The sequence below is a fragment of the Herminiimonas arsenitoxidans genome (assembly GCF_900130075.1).
In the GTDB taxonomy this organism is placed as follows: domain Bacteria; phylum Pseudomonadota; class Gammaproteobacteria; order Burkholderiales; family Burkholderiaceae_D; genus Oxalicibacterium; species Oxalicibacterium arsenitoxidans.
This window is the reverse complement of record NZ_LT671418.1, coordinates 2,485,269-2,504,266: the sequence shown is the minus strand read 5'-3', so window position 1 is coordinate 2,504,266 and position 18,998 is coordinate 2,485,269. Positions and strand designations below refer to the sequence as shown.

17 protein-coding genes are annotated in these 18,998 nt (G+C 50.2%); 6 read left to right on the top strand and 11 right to left on the bottom strand.

Annotated elements, in window-relative coordinates:
* On the bottom strand, positions 1 to 1,605 hold the full coding sequence (locus tag BQ6873_RS11785) for a GMC family oxidoreductase (RefSeq protein WP_076592818.1): 1,605 nt from the start codon (positions 1,603 to 1,605) through the stop codon (positions 1 to 3).
* 100 nt (positions 1,606 to 1,705) lie between these two features.
* Positions 1,706 to 3,226: a CoA-acylating methylmalonate-semialdehyde dehydrogenase gene (locus BQ6873_RS11780; RefSeq protein WP_076592817.1), complete on the bottom strand. Its 1,521-nt coding sequence runs from the start codon at positions 3,224 to 3,226 to the stop codon at positions 1,706 to 1,708.
* Positions 3,227 to 3,757: 531 nt separating this feature from the next.
* Between BQ6873_RS11780 and BQ6873_RS11775 the strand changes: the two genes are divergently transcribed.
* The gene (locus BQ6873_RS11775; RefSeq protein ID WP_076592816.1) at positions 3,758 to 3,940 is read left to right on the top strand and encodes a hypothetical protein; all 183 of its coding nucleotides are present in this window, start codon (positions 3,758 to 3,760) and stop codon (positions 3,938 to 3,940) included.
* 745 nt (positions 3,941 to 4,685) lie between these two features.
* Here the strand turns inward: BQ6873_RS11775 and BQ6873_RS11770 are convergent.
* Together BQ6873_RS11770 and BQ6873_RS11765 are read right to left on the bottom strand one after the other, a co-directional pair.
* Entirely contained in the window at positions 4,686 to 6,713 is a 2,028-nt protein-coding gene (locus tag BQ6873_RS11770) for an AsmA family protein (protein ID WP_076592815.1), read from the bottom strand.
* Positions 6,714 to 6,907: 194 nt separating this feature from the next.
* A complete protein-coding gene (locus BQ6873_RS11765; protein WP_076592814.1) occupies positions 6,908 to 7,345 on the bottom strand; it encodes a helix-turn-helix domain-containing protein in 438 nt (145 codons plus the stop codon).
* A gap of 73 nt (positions 7,346 to 7,418) precedes the next feature.
* On the opposite strand from BQ6873_RS11765, the gene BQ6873_RS11760 reads away from it, so the two are divergent.
* Entirely contained in the window at positions 7,419 to 8,261 is an 843-nt protein-coding gene (locus tag BQ6873_RS11760) for a class I SAM-dependent methyltransferase (RefSeq protein ID WP_076592813.1), read from the top strand.
* Between the two features lie 16 nt (positions 8,262 to 8,277).
* On the opposite strand, the gene BQ6873_RS11755 is transcribed toward BQ6873_RS11760, so the two are convergent.
* Positions 8,278 to 9,240 carry a LysR family transcriptional regulator gene (locus tag BQ6873_RS11755; RefSeq protein ID WP_076592812.1) on the bottom strand — a complete coding sequence of 321 codons (963 nt, stop codon included), beginning with the start codon at positions 9,238 to 9,240 and terminating at the stop codon, positions 8,278 to 8,280.
* Between the two features lie 154 nt (positions 9,241 to 9,394).
* On the opposite strand from BQ6873_RS11755, the gene BQ6873_RS11750 reads away from it, so the two are divergent.
* The 3 genes from BQ6873_RS11750 to BQ6873_RS11745 all read left to right on the top strand — a co-directional run bounded on the left by BQ6873_RS11750 (position 9,395) and on the right by BQ6873_RS11745 (position 10,596).
* A complete protein-coding gene (locus tag BQ6873_RS11750; protein ID WP_076592811.1) occupies positions 9,395 to 9,886 on the top strand; it encodes a hypothetical protein in 492 nt (163 codons plus the stop codon).
* Positions 9,887 to 9,906: 20 nt separating this feature from the next.
* Positions 9,907 to 10,149, top strand: a complete 243-nt coding sequence (locus BQ6873_RS18060) for a hypothetical protein (protein WP_157889161.1) — start codon at positions 9,907 to 9,909, stop codon at positions 10,147 to 10,149.
* A gap of 264 nt (positions 10,150 to 10,413) precedes the next feature.
* On the top strand, positions 10,414 to 10,596 hold the full coding sequence (locus BQ6873_RS11745) for a hypothetical protein (protein ID WP_076592810.1): 183 nt from the start codon (positions 10,414 to 10,416) through the stop codon (positions 10,594 to 10,596).
* A gap of 106 nt (positions 10,597 to 10,702) precedes the next feature.
* Here the strand turns inward: BQ6873_RS11745 and BQ6873_RS11740 are convergent, their stop codons facing one another.
* The 6 genes from BQ6873_RS11740 to BQ6873_RS11715 form a co-directional block, all read right to left on the bottom strand.
* On the bottom strand, positions 10,703 to 11,515 hold the full coding sequence (locus tag BQ6873_RS11740; RefSeq protein WP_076592809.1) for a substrate-binding domain-containing protein: 813 nt from the start codon (positions 11,513 to 11,515) through the stop codon (positions 10,703 to 10,705).
* A 99-nt stretch (positions 11,516 to 11,614) separates the two neighbouring features.
* Positions 11,615 to 11,845: a formate dehydrogenase subunit delta gene (locus BQ6873_RS11735; RefSeq protein WP_076592808.1), complete on the bottom strand. Its 231-nt coding sequence runs from the start codon at positions 11,843 to 11,845 to the stop codon at positions 11,615 to 11,617.
* A gap of 21 nt (positions 11,846 to 11,866) precedes the next feature.
* A complete protein-coding gene (fdhD, locus tag BQ6873_RS11730) occupies positions 11,867 to 12,694 on the bottom strand; it encodes a formate dehydrogenase accessory sulfurtransferase FdhD (RefSeq protein WP_076592807.1) in 828 nt (275 codons plus the stop codon).
* A gap of 20 nt (positions 12,695 to 12,714) precedes the next feature.
* Positions 12,715 to 15,588, bottom strand: coding sequence for a formate dehydrogenase subunit alpha (gene fdhF / locus BQ6873_RS11725; protein ID WP_076592806.1), 2,874 nt, complete (start codon positions 15,586 to 15,588; stop codon positions 12,715 to 12,717).
* 18 nt (positions 15,589 to 15,606) lie between these two features.
* Positions 15,607 to 17,163 (bottom strand): formate dehydrogenase beta subunit, encoded by a 1,557-nt coding sequence (locus BQ6873_RS11720; RefSeq protein WP_076592805.1) that lies wholly within the window; start codon positions 17,161 to 17,163, stop codon positions 15,607 to 15,609.
* Positions 17,160 to 17,639, bottom strand: a complete 480-nt coding sequence (locus BQ6873_RS11715; RefSeq protein ID WP_076592804.1) for a formate dehydrogenase subunit gamma — start codon at positions 17,637 to 17,639, stop codon at positions 17,160 to 17,162. The genes BQ6873_RS11720 and BQ6873_RS11715 overlap by 4 nt, the downstream gene beginning before the upstream one ends.
* 239 nt (positions 17,640 to 17,878) lie before the next feature.
* Here BQ6873_RS11715 and BQ6873_RS11710 point away from each other — a divergent pair, with 239 nt between their 5' ends.
* Positions 17,879 to 18,961 (top strand): substrate-binding domain-containing protein, encoded by a 1,083-nt coding sequence (locus tag BQ6873_RS11710; RefSeq protein ID WP_076592803.1) that lies wholly within the window; start codon positions 17,879 to 17,881, stop codon positions 18,959 to 18,961.
* Positions 18,962 to 18,998 lie beyond the last annotated feature (37 nt).

Below are 18,998 nucleotides of genomic sequence, written 5' to 3'. Positions count from 1 at the left end.
CTAACGCTTTGCTGCTCGTATCAGTTTCGCGGCTTTTTCTGCAATCAGAATGGTGGTGGCACCAGTATCACCAGCCACAATCACCGGCATGATGGACGCATCCACCACACGCAAACCGGCAATCCCCTTCACTCGCAACTCACTATCCACTACGGCCAGAGCATCGCTTACAGCACCCATTTTGCAGGTTCCAACCGGATTTGCACCTGCCGCACCTACATCTCCAGCCAAGCGTTGCAAGTCTTCATCAGCATTGATTTCTTGTGGCGCATACTGCTGCAAGGCCGAGGAGGCCACGATTTTACGCGTCAATTGAATAGCTGTAGCGGCAATATTCACATCTTGCTCTGTACTCAGATAATTCGTTGTAATGACCGGTGGCGCAGTGACATCCGCTGCGGCAATCCGTACATGGCCACGTGCCGTCGGCTTCAAATTACTAACGCTGGCGGTGAATGCTGCGAAGGAATCCAGCGGACGTTCAACCGATTCCTGCGACCACGGCTGAATTTGATAGCCAAGATTCGGGGTGGCTTGTGATGGATCGGAACGCGCCATTGCCCCCAATGGTGAAGGTACCGTAGAGACCAAACCATTCTTCTTGACCATATATTCCAGCCCCATCGCCAGCCAACTCTTGCTTGCTGTATTCAGGGATTTGGCATTAGCGATCTTGAATCGCATGCGTAGCGGCAGGTGATCCTGCAAATTCTCCCCTACTCCAGGCACATCTTGCAAAACGCTAATTCCATGCTGTTGCAGCAAGGTAGCTGGACCTATGCCGGATCGCTGCAAAATTTGCGGCGATCCGAAAGCACCTGCCGCCAGGATTGTTTCACGTGAAACATCCGCCGTCCATTCCTTGCCACCGCCGATAAACTCAACTCCGGTACAGACATTACCCTGCTCAGTTTTTTGGATAATCAGACGTTGCACTTGCGAACCGGTCATGATTTCCAAATTGCCGCGGCGGATGATTGTGCGCAGGAAAGCTTTCGCTGTATTCCAGCGCAAACCGTTTTTTTGGTTGATATCGAAGTAAGCACTGCCTTCTTCGCCATTACCGAGATTGAAGTCGTTTATCTTGGGTATGCCGTTTTGTGCAGCAGCATCGCGGAAGGCATCCAGTATCTTCCAACCGAACTTTTGCTTCTCAACGCGCCAGTCGCCGCCTACTCCATGCAGGGCATCTGCACCTTCAACATAATCTTCGGTTTTCTTGAATAAAGGCAAAACCTGATCCCAGCGCCAACTTGCATCACCAGTCAGTTCCGCCCAGTAATCATAGTCTTGCGCCTGCCCGCGCTGGTAAATCATGGCATTGATGGACGATGAGCCGCCGAGGATTTTACCGCTGGGATACAGAACGCTGCGCCCGTTCAAGCCGGCATCGGCTTCGGTGCGATAACGCCAGTCGGTACGTGGATTGTTAATCATGTGATGAAAGCCGATGGGGATATGCACCCAGAAATAATCGTCTTTCGCACCAGCCTCTATGAGTAGAACCGAAGTATTCGGATCTTGTGTCAATCGGTTAGCCAGTACGCAACCGGCTGTTCCTGCTCCTACGATGATGTAATCGTACTTCCCTGCGGATTCGGCCATTGTCTCAATCGGTAGAGTTGATGTTGCATTAGATAAACCCCATCATCACAGCGTCTACTTACAGTCGACTGACAATAGATGGTTGCGACTTAATTATTATTTATTTACTAGTCGGCATCGCGAACTCCGCACCCTTGGCAATCGACTCTGGCCAACGCTGCATGATCGATTTATAACGAGTGTAGAACTTGACGCCCTCTTCCCCATAAGCATGCGTGTCGCCAAACATCGAGCGTTTCCAACCGCCGAATGAATGCCAGGCCATAGGCACAGGAATCGGCACATTGATACCGATCATGCCAACTTCAACGCGACGTGAAAATTCGCGAGCCGTATTGCCATCCGAGGTAAATAGAGCAACGCCATTGCCGAATTCATGTGCATTGATCAAATCAAGCGCAGCCGCGAAGTTCGGCACGCGCACAACGCACAAAACCGGGCCAAAAATCTCTTCTTGATAGATCGTCATCTCCGGCGTTACATGGTCGAATAGACAACCTCCAATAAAGAATCCTTTACTACCACCATCTACATGTAATCCTCGACCATCCACCAGCAACTTCGCGCCAGCCTGCACTCCCGCCTCAATATAGCCTTCGATTTTGGCTTTATGCGCTGCGCTGACGACCGGCCCCATCTCGGCATCGGCTTCCATACCGTTTTTTACCTTGAGGGATTTCACACGCGGGATTAATGCCGCAACCAACTTGTCCGCTACATCACCAACCGCTACCGCAACGGAAATCGCCATGCAACGCTCGCCGGCAGAACCATAAGCCGCTCCGATCAAGGCATCGACCGCCTGCTCCAGATTTGCATCCGGCATCACCACTAAATGATTTTTCGCACCGCCAAGTGCCTGTACGCGTAATGGATAGGCGCCGCCTTTACGCGCAGCACCCGTTGCATAAATGTATTCGGCTATCGGTGTTGAACCGACGAAGGAGACTGCTTTTACATCCGGGTGATGCAGCAGACCATCAACTGCCAGCTTATCTCCCTGCAAGACATTGAAAACGCCGTCAGGCAGCCCTGCTTGATGCAACAGCTCCGCTACCATCAAGGATGGTGATGGATCGCGCTCAGAGGGCTTTAAAATGAATGTGTTGCCTGTTGCCAGCGCAACCGGTGCCATCCACATCGGCACCATGAAAGGAAAATTGAAAGGTGTGATGCCGGCTGTCACACCCAGCGGCTGACGCAAGTTCCAGTTATCGATACCGCCACCGATATTGTCGGTGAACTGAGTTTTCAATAATTGCGGCACACCACAGGCAAACTCGACCACTTCCAGCCCGCGTGTGACCTCACCTTTGGCATCCGAAAAAACCTTGCCGTGTTCACGTGTGATCGCTGCAGCCAGATCATTGTGATGTTTTTCGATCAGCTCTTTGAATTTGAAGAGGATACGCGCACGCTTCAATGGCGCTGTATCAGCCCATGCCGGCGCGGCTGCTTTTGCCGTCGCCACGACTGTCTGTACATCAGCATCACTGGCCAGAACAACTTGTGCACTCACCTCGCCGGTGGCGGGATTAAATACATCCTGCTGTTTGCCACCGCTCGTATCTACCAAGCGACCGCCGATGTAATGCTGAATTCTCGAGGGAGTCGTTGTCATAAGCATTCCTTCAAATAAGATTTTTCTATCGTTATAAGTAGCGCAAAACCGCACAAGATTACCATGATGCAAAAGCTTGATAAGTGAAAAAGGTCTGTGGATAAGTCTCTGGGGAAGAGGTGGATAGCTTGTGGATAATCTTGTGGAGAAGTCGGCCTTCTTTTTTATACAGAATCTATCCTTTACAGATACACCGTTTATGCAGGGTTTATCTTTTCTTCAAGTCTTTGATTTCAATACCACTTAATGACTTATCCACAGAAAAGTGCCTGCGTTAACTATTACTACTAAACATATATATAAACAATTAACTTAAAACCAGAATCTCCTTCTTTGTCCTCAAATACGAAAAAAATCCTTCAACAGCCTCTGTAAAAACAAAGTTCTTACTGAAATTATTAATGAATAAATCTGAAAAACGTTGACTCATAAAATTCAGATCGCATCTCCGTAAAACAGCTCAACCAATTTTTGTAGACCTTTAGTTTTGAATTGATTGATTTCAAAAATTGGGTTTCTTACAAGGTAAGCATGTTCACTGCACTTATGCGTATGCATCCTAAAATCAAACCAGCGTTGAAAAATGACTCCTCAAAAGCCGCTTTGAGAGCTAAATGCTTAATAAATAGGTATTTATTTGAATTTAATGCTTGGGATACGCCATTGAAGAAGCAAAAAATGGCGGTAGAAGGCATTCCAGCGACTTTGACCTAAAGTTGAAGCCGTCCCCTCACTTATCCCTATTCAAGGGCAGGAACAGTGGGTACAGACCTGACAATAGACAATATTGCGCTACTCAGACATCAAGATCAGCCGAATTTAAAAATCAAAATGACCAAATAGAGCATTTGAAACAAGGTTTGCCAGCTTGTTTGACTGCTTTGCAGATGTGGTTTTTAAAGACTACCCAGTAGCAGAACATGATTTCTTGATAGTCGATGGCACTGCAGTTGAAATCTTGATAGTCGATGGCACTGCAGTTGAAAAACGGTTTTTACGCCTATTGAAGTCTTGACGCGTTGATCAAGGAAATAGGGACGTAGATTGAGATGAGAGAGAACGACTTCTCTTGTAGTTGAAATTTTGTAGAGCTTGCTTAGTTTTTACAGAGGCTGTTAGAGGATTTTTTCTGTATTTGAGGACAAAGAAGGAGATTCTGGTTTTAAGTTAATTGTTTATATATATGTTTAGTAGTAATAGTTAACGCAGGCACTTTTCTGTGGATAAGTCATTAAGTGGTATTGAAATCAAAGACTTGAAGAAAAGATAAACCCTGCATAAACGGTGTATCTGTAAAGGATAGATTCTGTATAAAAAAGAAGGCCGACTTCTCCACAAGATTATCCACAAGCTATCCACCTCTTCCCCAGAGACTTATCCACAGGACTTTTCGCTAATCTGGCTTTTGTCCATTTATTCAAATAGTAGAAAAAATTTTTCTCTGCTCCGCAAAGAACACTTACTTATTCGCCTTGCTTACAGACTTGGCCTTATAAGTTTTGCCAGGTGGAGGTGCGACCGGTTTGCTCTTTGCTTCTTTCAACAAGCTAGTGCATTTATTCTCTTCATTCGAGCCTACATTCACCAAAGGCAGCAATGCGGTTATCGGTGCAACTACCGCTAATGCCACCGCACTACCCGCTTTCAATGCCAGCACACCTTTATCGATGCTGATTTTGGGCGTATTGAATTCGCCTGTCACATAGATAGGTGCGCGCAAGGAAACAATACGCAAGCCTTTAGTTTCAGGTTTGATCGTGAGATCCAGTTGTTCTTTCGCCAAATCGATGGTGCCAGTCACATACAGCACAGCATCTTGTGTATCTACAATGAAGGTACGTGTTTGCACCAAACCGTTGGTGACGGTTAGATCAGTCGCCATGCAATTGAGTTGTACCTGCTTGTCACCGAACAATTGCGAAATAACGATATTGCCGATATTCAAACCGATTTGTTCCAGCAAGAGCTTGCTGATGGTGCCTTCATTGATCAGCGATTTGATTTCACCATTTGATGTCGCAAGCAAGGTCGCAATGGAGTTGCCGGTACCGGATAAAGAAGTATCACCATTGACTTCACCGAAGCTGGCTTGCATAGGCTGGAAGGTCGGGAACAATTGTTTTAGCTTCAGATGACGGGCGGATACTTTTGCTTCAGCCTTGATGGTGTTGTTGCGACCATCCAGTTTAATGTCGGCCACCATATTGCCGCCGGCCACATCGAACTTCAGTGGCGACAAGGTAATCACACTGTCCTGCATTTTTAAATGCGTATCCAGGTTGTTGATAGGCAGTGATTTGCTATGCACGATTTTGTGGCCAGTGAATTGGACATCGGCATCGATGCTGCCCCAACGATCGGTCGTGAATTTTTCTACGGGCAGTACTTTATTCGCCGGTTGATTTTGCGCGACGCCACGTTCCTTTTTACTTGCATTGGAATCTGCGCCAATAATCGGACCCAGATCGCTCAATTGCAATAAATTGGACACGACAGTGCCGGACAAAAGTGGCCGCGGTTTTTTGGATTCATACACCAAGCTGCCGGCGATATCGCTGGCGCCAACCTTACCTTTGAATTTTTCATACGTCCATTTGCCACCAAGCTTGTTGATGGTGCCGATCAGATGGCCTTCAGTTGAGAATTGAGGAGTCTTTGGCAGCGTGATCCCGGTTAATGGATAAAGGTCAGCCATGCTGGCGCCTGATAGACGCAAGCGCAGATCAATGGCTGCCAGCTCTTGCGGTTTGGTGACAGTGCCGTTGACGCTGATCGAGGTTTTACCTACATCCAGTTTTGCTTCCAGTGGAAAAGGTTTATCCACATTTTTCAAAGCCAGTAATGCACCAGCCTTGCCATCACCATTGATGCGTGCACCGTTGAAGGTCCCGGTAATCTTCCAGCCCATCACAAAATCATTAACGGCCGTTGGCTCCAGCGTATCGATATTAGCTTTCGCATCGATATGTTCGACTTCATCTTTCAGCGTGATTTCACCGCGGTAAAAATACAGACGTTGCAAATCCAGCGTCCAGGCGGAAGGATCGGTTTGCTTGAAGGTCCAGTTATTCTTGCCATCACGTATGCGTTCTAACGTAACGATAGGATCATCCAGCTGCAAGGCAGGAATCACGATCGTATTGTTCAGCAGAGGTAAAGGATTGACTGAGAAAGTGATATGACCGATCTCGGCCATATTACTGTCGGCTTTGGCCCACTCAGGATTGCCGAGTGAAACATCATGCGCGCTCAAACGCGGTGCTGGTATCCAGTCACGCCAGGTATCCGTTGCGGGTTGCGCCCGTTGCCAGGTCAGAGACAAATCACCGTTAATCGCGAAGTTACGGCCAGTTGCCTCGCTGACGCGTTCATTGATCCACGGCTTTGCCTTGTTCCAATCAAACATCAACAGGAACAGCACAGCCGCGAGCAAGATAGCGAACAAAGCGATTGCGGCCCACAACAATATTTTTCTTGTAAGCGACATAGAGAACTCAAATCTTAGAGGTAGGCGAATAAGTACGACCCCTCGATAACTTGTGAGTTCAATAAGATATTCCGGGAGGAAATATCCAGTGTGCGCCTATCGGGCAAGTTGCGCCGTGGGTTAGTGCGCGGACTTCAGCAGCAATTGCGATAAGCATTGCATTGCAGAAATTAGAGTGAAGCAGTTTTGAAAGACTATTTTTTCCTGGCGCGGACAGGAGTCTGTTTCTTTTCACCGATTACGCCCAAAGCTGCTGCGCGCAGTATCTTGCGAAAAGTCGGGCATTCCATATGACTGGGAGCGGAGCATTTGGCGGCATGGCGCAAACCGTCACGCATGGCAGACAGTTGTTGTATGGTGTGATCCAGTTCATCGGCTTTGCTGACGAGCATTTTTCTATCTATCGCCAGCTTGCCTTGCGGCTCGAACATGAGGGCAATTTCATCGAGGGAAAAACCGGCGGCACGTCCCAGTGCTATCAAAGCCAGGCGTTCCAATACGGCCGAGTCAAAAACGCGGCGCAAACCACTGCGCCCGATCGAAGCGATCAAACCTTTTTCTTCATAAAAGCGCAAAGTTGATGCCGGCACGCCTGCTTGTGCGACGACTTCAGCGATATCCAGTCTTGCCATACTTGACCTCAAGTTGACTTTAAGTTGCACGATATCACTTCCGCGTCTTGCGAGCCAATGAAAGGACATCATCATGAACGTCAAATCAAACAGCACGAACGAACAAAAGAATATCTGGAACGGTGATGCAGGCAACGCATGGGTTGAGACGCAGCAATTGGTCGAGCACATGTTTAAACCGATTGAAAACTTGCTGCTCGGTGAACTCCAAAGTTCGGTCCGGCCAAGGGTATTGGATGTCGGTTGCGGCACCGGCAGTACCACCCTCGCAGTTTCCCGTCAGCTTGGTGCGCAGGCCTTGTGTGTTGGTATTGATATTTCTCAACAGATGATTGCGGCGGCGCAAGCCTCTGCAAAGAAACAGGATTTGACACCAAGTTTTATCTGCGGTGATGCGCAGACATATACGTTTGCAGCGGCGAGTTTTGATTTGATTATTTCGCGCTTTGGCGTGATGTTCTTCGATGATTCCATTGTCGCGTTTAAAAACCTGCGATACGCAGCAAGTGAGCAAGGCGAATGCAGATTCATTGCGTGGCGCAGCGCTGATGAAAACCCATTCATGACGACGGCCGAACGTGCTGCCAAAGCGCTGCTGCCGCAGCTTCCTGCGCGCCAAGAGGACGAACCGGGCCAGTTTGCTTTTGCAAGGCGGGAACGTATCGTTGACATCCTGCAGCAGAGTGGCTGGAACGGGATCGAGATAGAAGCAGTGGACATTGTTTGCTCTTTTGCAGAACAAGACCTGCTTCTGTACTTAAGTCGCATGGGACCTCTTGGTCGCATCCTGTCACAGCAAGATGAACAGACGCGCAAGCAGGTAACCGAGCTTGTGCGCGATGCATTCGAAGCTTATGTGCATGGAGACAAAGTCGTGTTTACTGCTGCTTGCTGGAAGGTGAGCGCTAGAGTCTAAGTTTTTTCAAACAGGATTAACGCGGCTTCTTGACCCGCCCGCCTATACCTTCTTCGGTGCTGGCGCTCAATTGTTCGCGCAGCCATTTATGTGCAGGATTACGAGCATCCCGTTCATGCCACAACATATCGACGTGAACTTCCGGCAATTCAAATGGCAAATCTTTTGCGATCAATGCTTCTGCCATGCCGGTGGACGCAATCAGATGTCGCGGTAGCACCGTGATCAAGTCAGAACTGGCGACTACGCGACCGGCGGTAAAGAACTGATTCACCGTGAGCAGGATACGACGCTCGAGGCCGAGATTGGTTAGTGCCTCATCCATCAAACCTTTTGCCCGACCGGAAAAACTCACCAATAAATGATGCGCTGCACAATAGTTGTCCAGCGTTAATTCCACTTTTGCCAAAGGATGGTTTTTCCGCATCACGCAGACATATTCGCCGGTATAGAGACGCTCATGGCGGATTTGCGAAACAGCCGTATTTTGTCCGCTTGCCAATTGTGCGGCGACGCCGGGGAAAAATCCGATCGCCAAGTCGATATCGCCACGTAACAACATCGGACGTGGTTCGCGCGTAGTCAGCGGCACCATGCGTACATTCAAGCCTGGCGCATCACTTTCAATGGCGCGTACCAGAAATGGCAACCACAGCGCGGCCGTTGCATCGGCCATCGCCATGCGAAACGTCGTATTGGCGCGGGATACATCAAAGGTATCCGGTGTTACTGCAGCCTCCAGATCGGACAGCGCGCGCCGCACGATAGGCCATAACTCCTCCGCCCGCGAGGTTGGCTTGACGCCATGTGCGGTGCGTATCACCAGTTCATCACCCAGCGTATCGCGCAAACGGCGCAAAGCATTGGAGACGGCAGGTTGTGTCATTGCCAATAAATTGGCTGCGCGCGTCAAATTTTGCTCCGTCATGACGGCATCAAAGACGCGCAATAAATTCAGATCCAGAGTGAGAAAACTCATAGTGTATTTACCAAAAATAACTGAAGTAACAGGGTAACAGACATATTCACATATCGTATGACTGGTATCCTAAATTGAAATTAGATTTATATCTCTATGTTACCTATACTGCATTGCAACAACAAGATTAATTATAGAAAAAAAGGAAACAATCATGTCTACATTATCGAATAATTCGTTCTCGAACCCGGCGCTCATCGCTGTTCCAGCCGTATTGGCGGTAATTGGCGTTGTTTACAGCCCTGCACGTCCTGCAATCATCGCTGTAGCCGCCGTTGCTGCGCTGTTGATGCTGTTCAAACCATTGACGATTGCGCTGCTGCGCACTCTGTTGCTGGCGCTCTCGCCTAGCAAATCGGTTGCTGTCGCCAAGAAAGCCGTTGTTCAAGTAGAAAGCCCGGTTCAAACCGTGTTTGCATTGAATCGCAAGGCAAATCAAATTGCTGAAACACAACCAGCGCTGGCTGCTGAACTGCGTATGCGTGCTGCTTACTCGGCACCACAACGTATTTCCAAACGTGCAGTTGCTGTTAAAGCACAAGGTCCTTTGAAATCGGCTTTTGCATTGAATAGCAAAGCAAATCAGATTGCACAAACACAGCCGGAACTGGCTGCCAAGCTGCGTATGCAAGCAGCTTACTCTTAACGCATGAAGGGCGGTACGCGTTGAACGGCAATCATTTTTACTTAATTAACTTAGTGCGCCTTGTAATAAGCAATCTTTACGCCACTTATGTAGTTCAGGCATTGCGTTGGTCACCAAGTGCACAAGCATTATTGTCAGGTGTGTTCTTGAATGGCAGCGGCGGTTTTGCTGCCATCGTGATCACGAGAGCATTGCGAACAAGAATGTTGCGCATGTCGAAAAGTTTTAGTGCGGAGTCCGAAACGGTCAGTCATCAAGGATGATGCGACGATCGGATCACGCTTTTACCGTGTCTCCTCTTCCCTCTCAAGGAAGGTTCTAAGTCCCGCGAGCTCAGGCTCAGCGGGCTTTTTTTTGCCTATTTGTTTTTGCGCTTCTGTTGTTTGAATAGTCTATTTTTTGGGCTGTCGTGATAAACCCGTCAATTTCGTGCAAAATACAGTAACGTAATCGTTTCCCGATGTATCTATTCAAGATGCTTTGGATAGTGCAGTGATGTTGATATTTAAACTACGGAGTCAAGCAACTTGGGCCGTCTGATCAAAAACAACTACACCAATATCGCATTGTTGAAAGACTTAATGACAACGCCGCCGATGACGGCGAAGCAACATGCGGAAATCATGCGTAAACGCATCGCACATCGCAGAATGGTCGAGGAAGCAAAGGAACTGAAAACGGCCAGTGACGATTTGTTTGAACAGTCGTAACTAAAAATAAAAAAGCGCGGAATTCCGCGCTTTTGTTTTATGCAGACTCGGAATTCTCCGAGTCTTTCAGCACTACGTATGGTCTACAACACGCAGTGCCGCTTTCTTACTTGGCCGATGGGAAGAAAACCTGTTCGCCGTCGATTTTGTAAGCAGCGATTTTCTTCTGACCTTCAGTTGAAGTCAGGTAATCGATAAACTGCTTCGCACCTTTGTAGTTGATGTCTTTGTACTTGGCTGGATTGACTGCGATCACGCCGTACGGATTGAACATCTTCTTGTCACCCTGTACTGCAATCACGAGACCAGTCTTGGCCTTGTATGCGCCGTAGGTTGCACGATCCGATAATGTGTATGCCTGCAACTCGCCAGCCATCGTCAATACTTCTCCCATGCCCAAACCTGCAGACACATAAGCGCTGCCTTCCGGTTTAACGCCGATTTCTTTCCAGTACGCTTTTTCCATGACGTCGGTACCGGAATTGTCACCGCGTGAAATGAACTTGGCTTTGCTATCGACGATTTTCTTCATCGCGGCCAATACATCCTTGCTACCTTTAACGCCGGCTGGATCGCTGGTTGGACCAACGATGATGAAGTCGTTGTACATCACATCGCGACGATCAACGCCATGGCCTTCAGCCACGAACTTATCTTCTGCGCCACGTGCATGTACCAGCGTCACATCAACGTCGCCGTTCTTGGCCAGTTCCAGGGCCTTGCCGGTACCAACCGAGATCACATGTACCTTGGAGTTTGTCTTCGCTTCGAAGTCAGGCAGCAGATACGGCAGCAGGCCCGAGTTTTCGGTACTGGTCGTGGTCGACAGTTTGATGATTTGCTGTGCAAAGCTGAGTGGTGCGATAAATGCAGAAGCCAGAACGACTGCCGCAAGGCGGAATAGTGGACGACGAGACATGGTTCCTCCTGATGATTTAATAAAAATGGCTGCGAACCTTTAAGGGTGGCGCAGCCATGGTAATCGTGTTGAGTTGTCGCGACAACCCATCACTAAAATTTAGTTCAGCATCTTGTGCGTACGTACCGCATCCAGCACGATGGTTTTCAAACCTTCGCCGTTATGTTGTTCAACGTGTTCCATCAATGCACGACGCATACGTGGGTCCCAGGATCTTTTCAGATGACCTGCGATTTCTTCCAGCGACTTATTACGATCACGCATGGTTTCAAAAAAATCGCCGATCTGGTTCGCCATGACGATCAGATTATCTAAAGTGCTGCCGCTCATTCTGCTCTTCCTTAATTTAATTTATTTCGCATCGCGTATCAGGCGGTGTGCTTGCGCATAAACGACGTGGCTTTGGTCACGCACAAAACCGATCAATGTCACGTTGGTTTCTTCCGCCAACTGTATGGCCAAATTCGTCGGCGCCGAGATGGCAGCTAAAAATCCTATGCCCATCGTTGCTGACTTCTGCACCATTTCATAACTGGCGCGGCTGGTGATCAATGCGGCACCTGTTGTGAAGTCACGCTTCTCATCAGCCATCGCACCGATCAATTTATCCAGTGCGTTGTGGCGGCCGACATCTTCACGAACCAAGTCTACTGAGCCATCCAGATTCAGCCATGCTGCTGCGTGTGTCGCACCGGTATATTTTTGCAAGCGCTGCTGCGACTTCATTGCCTTCATGCCGGCATAAATCTGCGCTGCAGAAAACATAGCATGTCCAACGGTAGCTTGCGGATGGCGTATCGCCTGTTCCAGTGTTTCTGCACCACACAAACCACAGCCGGTACGACCGGTCATGTTGCGTCGTTTATCTTTCAGTGTAACGAAGCGTTCCGTCGCAATACGCATTTGTACCTGTATGCCTTCGCAGCCAGGTACAACTTCGCATTCGTACAATTCTGATCGGTCTTTCAGGATGCCTTCACTCAGCGAGAAGCCGAGTGCAAAGTCTTCCAGATCGTATGGTGACGCAAGCATGACGGCGTGCGAAATGCCGTTGTATTCCAACGCAATCGGCACTTCTTCTGCGACATCGTCTTCGCAGATGATGCGCTGGTTCGCATCCCATTTTTCTACCGGGACACGGACCAGTGCACTACGTTCGTCGTCAGTGCTTGCATTCATCACCAGACCTCTATCAGAACTTACTTCGATGTCGACAGTTCCGAACCACGCGGAATCATTTTGTCGGAAGCAAAACTTTCTTGCTCCTGATTGAAACGATTATACGTACGTTGCCATTCCGACGGTTGGGCGACCGGCATTACTTGCACTGCCGTCACTTTGTACTCAGGGCAGTTAGTTGCCCAGTCGGACGAGTTAGTCGTAATCACGTTAGCACCAGATTCAGGGAAGTGGAACGTGGTGTACACGACGCCAGCCTGGATACGCTCGGTGATATCTGCACGCAATACGGTTTCACCCGCACGCGAGTGGATACCAACCCAGTCGTCCTGCTTGATGCCGCGTTCTTCCGCATCGTGCGGATGAATTTCCAGACGATCTTCGCTGTGCCACATATTGTTGTGGGTACGACGAGTTTGCGCGCCAACGTTGTATTGCGACAAGATACGACCGGTGGTCAGGATCAATGGGAATTTCTTATTGACCTTCTCACCGCTACCGAAGTACTTGGTATTGATGAAGCGACCTTTACCGCGCACGAATTCTTCGATGTGCATGGTTGGTGTACCTTCTGGCGCTTCAGCGTTACAAGGCCATTGAATACTGCCGCCCAATTCATCGATACGCTTGAAGCTGACGCCGGTGAAGGTTGGTGTCAATGCAGCGATCTCATCCATGATTTCACGTGGATGTTTGTAATTCATTGGGTAACCCAATGCGTTCGACAGCATTTGTGTGACTTCCCAATCGCCCTTGCCCGATTTTGGCGGCATCACTTTGCGGACGCGCGAGATGCGACGTTCTGCATTGGTGAAGGTACCGTCTTTTTCGAGGAACGATGAACCCGGCAGGAATACGTGTGCGTATTTTGCAGTTTCGTTCAGGAAGATATCCTGAACAATGATGCATTCCATTGCTTCGAGCGCAGCGGTAACGTGCTGCGTGTTTGGATCGGACTGAACAATGTCCTCACCTTCGCAGTACAGACCCATGAAGGTGCCGTCCATGGCCGCGTCGAACATGTTAGGAATACGCAGGCCTGGTTCCGATTCCAATGTGCAGTTCCACACAGCTTCGAATTCAGCGCGTGCGACCGAGTCAGATACGTGACGATAGCCTGGCAGTTCGTGCGGGAAGGAGCCCATATCGCAGGAACCTTGCACGTTGTTTTGACCGCGCAGTGGGTTCACGCCGACGCCTTCGCGACCGATGTTGCCGGTTGCCATCGCCAGGTTGGCGATACCGATAACAGTGGTCGAACCTTGAGCGTGTTCTGTAACGCCGAGACCGTAATAGATCGAACCATTGCCGCCGGTTGCGAACAGACGTGCTGCGCCGCGGATATCAGCTGCCGGTACGCCGGAGACTTCTTCCATTGCTTCTGGCGAGTTTTCTGGCAGCGATACGAATTCTGCCCATTCGTCGAACGAGTCTACATCGCAACGTTCTTTGATGAAGTCAGGCTTGTGCAGGTTTTCGGTGATGATTACGTGCGCCAGCGCATTGACGATAGCAACGTTGCTACCTGGTTTCAATTTCAAATGGTAGTCAGCCAGAACGTGCGGTGATTTGACCATTTCAGTTGTACGTGGATCGACAACGATCAGCTTCGCGCCTTGACGAATGCGGCGTTTCATTTGCGATGCAAATACTGGGTGACCTGATGCTGGGTTCGCGCCGATGACCAAGATGACGTCAGACTTCATCACTGATTCAAAGGTTTGGGTACCAGCGGATTCGCCCATGGTTACTTTCAAGCCGTAACCAGTTGGGGAGTGGCAGACGCGTGCGCAGGTATCAACGTTGTTGTTACCAAAAGCAGCACGAACCAGCTTCTGCACCAGATAGCCTTCTTCGTTGGTGCAACGCGACGATACCAAGCCGCCGATCGAATCCTTGCCGTATTTAGCCTGGATGCGTTTCAGTTCGGAAGCAGCGTAGTTGATCGCTTCATCCCATGACACTTCTTTCCAAGGATCGGTGATTTTGCTGCGGATCATAGGTTTCAACATGCGGTCTTTATGCGTTGCATAACCCCATGCGAAACGACCTTTAACGCAAGCGTGACCTTGATTGGCTTTGCCGTCCGGATTTGGAACCATGCGGACAACTTCATTACCTTTCATCTCGGCCTTGAACGAGCAACCAACACCGCAGTACGCGCAGGTGGTGACTTTGCTGTGTTCTGCCTGGCCCATCATGATGACGGTTTTTTCGGTCAGCGTTGCGGTTGGGCATGCGTCTACGCAAGCGCCGCAGGATACGCATTCCGATTCAATGAAATCTTCGTTCTGACTTGCTGCAACGCGTGAAGTAAAGCCACGGCCGTCGATGGTCAGAGCGAATGTACCTTGCGTTTCTTCGCAAGCGCGGACGCAGCGGTTACAAACGATACATTTCGATGCATCGTAGGTGAAGTAAGGATTGGATTCGTCTTTTTCCATCTTCAGATGGTTGCTACCGTCGTAGCCGTAACGCACGTCGCGCAGACCGACTACACCAGCCATGTCCTGCAGTTCGCAGTTGCCGTTGGTTGGGCAGGTCAGGCAGTCCAGCGGGTGATCCGAGATGTACAGTTCCATCACACCACGGCGTATGTCTGCCAGCTTAGGTGTTTGGGTTTTGACTTTCATGCCGGCTTCAGCAGGTGTCGTGCACGATGCTGGATAGCCGCGGCGGCCTTCGATTTCAACCAGACACAGACGGCAGGAGCCGAATGATTCGAGGCTGTCGGTAGCGCACAGCTTAGGCACGTTGATGCCGTATTCAGCTGCTGCACGCATGACGGAAGTGCCTTGCGGCACGGAGACGGCAACGCCGTCGATTTCCAGGGAGATCATGACTTCGGACGTACTTTTTTTCGTGCCGTAGTCGATACCGTTAAGTTGATTCATTTTTTTCGCTCCAGTAGCTTAAGCCGCGTTTGCCAATGTTTTTTGATCGCCAAAATCTTCTGGGAAGTGGTTCAAGGCAGACAACACCGGGAATGGTGTCATGTTGCCCATCGCGCACAGCGATCCCGTTACCATCACATCGCACAAATCACGCAGCAGATGGATTTGCTGTGGTCGATTCTGGTTAGCGATGATTTTGTCCATAACTTCTACACCGCGTGTCGAACCGATCCGGCACGGGGTGCACTTGCCGCACGATTCTTCTGCACAGAAGTGCATTGCGTAACGTGCTTGTTTGGCCATATCGACGGTATCGTCGAACGCGACCAAGCCACCATGGCCTACAGTAGAGGCAACAGCAGCGAATGCTTCATAGTCAAACGGTGTGTCGAACAGCGACTCGGGCATGTAAGCGCCGAGTGGGCCGCCAACTTGTACTGCACGAATAGGACGACCGGATTCGGCGCCGCCACCAAAGTCGTACAGCAATTCGCGCAAGGTCACGCCGAATGCTTTTTCTACCAGGCCGCCGTATTTCAGGTTGCCTGCCAGTTGCATAGGCAAGGTGCCACGCGAACGACCCATACCGTAGTTTTTGTAGAATTCTGCACCGCGGGACATGATCAATGGGATCGCAGACAGCGAAATCACGTTATTGATGACCGTTGGTTTGCCGAACAAGCCTTGCAGCGCTGGCAGTGGCGGTTTGGCACGTACCATACCGCGCTTGCCTTCGATACTTTCCAGCATCGCGGTTTCTTCGCCGCACACGTAAGCACCAGCGGCTTTACGTACTTGCAGGTTGAAGGTGCGGCCGGAACCGAGAATGTTTTCACCGAGGTAACCGGCAGCGTTGGCTGCAACAATCGCTTCGTTCAAATTGGCGATCGAATGCGGGTATTCGGAGCGTACGTAGATGTAGCCTTCTGTTGCTTTCACGGCCAGACCAGCGATGGTCATGCCTTCGATCAGCATGAATGGATCATCTTCCATCACCATACGATCGGAGAAGGTACCGGAGTCGCCTTCATCGGCGTTACAAGCGATGTACTTTTGATCGGCTTCAGCGCCGAGCACGGTTTTCCACTTGATGCCGGTAGGGAAAGCTGCACCACCGCGACCACGCAGGCCGGAGTCGGTCACTTCTTGAACAATCGCAGCTGGTTCCATTGCGATCGCTTTTTTCAAGCCGATATAGCCTTCATGTGCCAGGTAGTCATCCAGCGAAACTGGATCGGTAATACCTACGCGCACGAATTGCAGACGTTCCTGCTTTTTCAGGTAAGGAATTTCTTCGGTTAAGCCCAATGCTTTTGGATGTGCGCCGCCAGTGGTGAAACCCGCGTCGAACAAACCAGCGACTTCGTGATCTTCGATAGGGCCAAACGCGATACGGCCAGCGTCGGTCGCAACTTCAACCATAGGCTCGAGCCAGAACATGCCGCGCGAACCGTTACGCACCAGTTTGATATCGATGCCGCGTGCTTGCGCTTCTTTGGCGATAGCAGCAGCGGTTTCATTGGCGCCGAGCGCCAGAGCGGTCGAGTCGCGTGGAACAAAAATGGTAACGGTCATTGCACACCTCGCTTCGCCTGGATAAGGCGGTTGAATTTTTCCTTGGAAACGCGAGCGTACAGGTCGTCGTCAATCTGGATCGCCGGACCGCTGGCGCATTGGCCGAGGCAGTACACGGTTTGCAAGGTAAACTTGTTGTCGTCTGTGGTGCCGTGGAAATCACAGCCCAGCAATTCTTTGGCATGATCAGCCAGCTCTTCGCAGCCACGTGATTGGCAGGCTTCTGCGCGGCAGATCTGCACCACGTGTTCGCCGACTGGGTGTTGGCGGAAGAAGTGGTAGTACGTAATCACGCCGTGTACTTCCGCGCGCGAAATGTTCAAACCTTCGGCAATCGCTGGAACCACGCTAGGCGGGATGTAGCCAACCACGCCCTGGATGTCGTGTAGGATAGGCAAAAGCGCGCCAGGCGTCGCTTTGCGCTGTGCAATAATGGCCTCGACCGCGGCCTGATCAAATGGGGTTTGGGTGTTCACTTAGAGTCTCCAGCTAGCGACACCGATGGCATTACTGCATGCCGCGAGGTCGTGAAATCGTACGAAACCATACTGCTTCCTTGTTAAAAATTATCTTGTATATATGCTTTTAATAGCATATAGTTTGCGGGCGCACCTTTGCAACATGTGAAAGGTAGCACCCGTAAACAGTCGCTTCAATAGGCTATCTTTTGCATAACCTGAAAAGAGGCGTAAACGCTACATAGGTGGCATGACGTATGTTTAAAGTTGTCATTAATCCCCACTGGGAAATTACCCACACTAACGACGCACCGCTGGATACTGCGGTTTTGCTTAATTTGTTGATGTCGATCCAGAAAACCGGCTCCATCTCCAAGGCGGCGCGACTTGTCGATTTGTCATATCGCTATTCCTGGGGTTTATTGCGCGATGCGGAAAAGCTGTTCGGGACCGCTCTATTAAATACAGATCGTGGTCGCGGCACGACTTTGACGCCGTTGGCGGAAAAGCTGATCTGGGCGGATCGACGCATCCGCGCACGTTTGTCGCCGACGCTGGAAAGTCTGGCTTCCGAGCTGGAAAGCGAAATCGGCAAAACCATCATCGGTAAAACCAAGCCGATCCGGCTCGATGCCAGCCACGGTTTTGCAGTCGACGCCCTGCTCCATCAATTGACAGAAGCGAACTTGCCGGTCGATTTGCGTTATCGCAACAGCACTGATGCGGTGGCGGCTTTGTCACGGAATGAATGCGATCTGGCCGGTTTCCACGTGCCGCTGGGTGAGTTCGAGAAAAAAGCGGTCGAGCGTTATACACAATGGCTCAATCCACGCGAACACTGCCTGATCCATTTGGCGGTCCGTACGCAAGGCATGTTTGTGGCACCGGGTAATCCGAAGAACGTCCAGACTTTGCAGGATCTAACGCGGCCGGGTGTGCGCTTTGTTAATCGACAAATCGGTTCCGGCACACGCATGTTGCTGGAGCTGATGCTGGCGGGGGCGAATGTTTCGCCTTTCGATATCGAGGGTTATCAAAGCAATGAGTTCACGCATTCAGCTGTCGCTGCTTATATAGCAAGCGGTATGGCGGATGTGGGTGTCGGCGTGCAGACTGCGGCACATCGCTTCAGCCTGGACTTTATACCGTTGATCCGTGAGCGTTATTTCCTGGCTTTGCCATTAGCCATCATGGAAGACCCGTTAATACAATTGGTCATTGATGTGGTGCAATCCGGCTACTTCCGTAAAGTGATTAACGGTTTGGCGGGTTACGATTCTGGCGACACAGGGAAGATACTGCTGCTGTCCGAAGCCTTTGGTCATGCCAAAGTAACGTAAGCGGTAGTAAGCAATATGCCCGGATGCATCCGGGCAT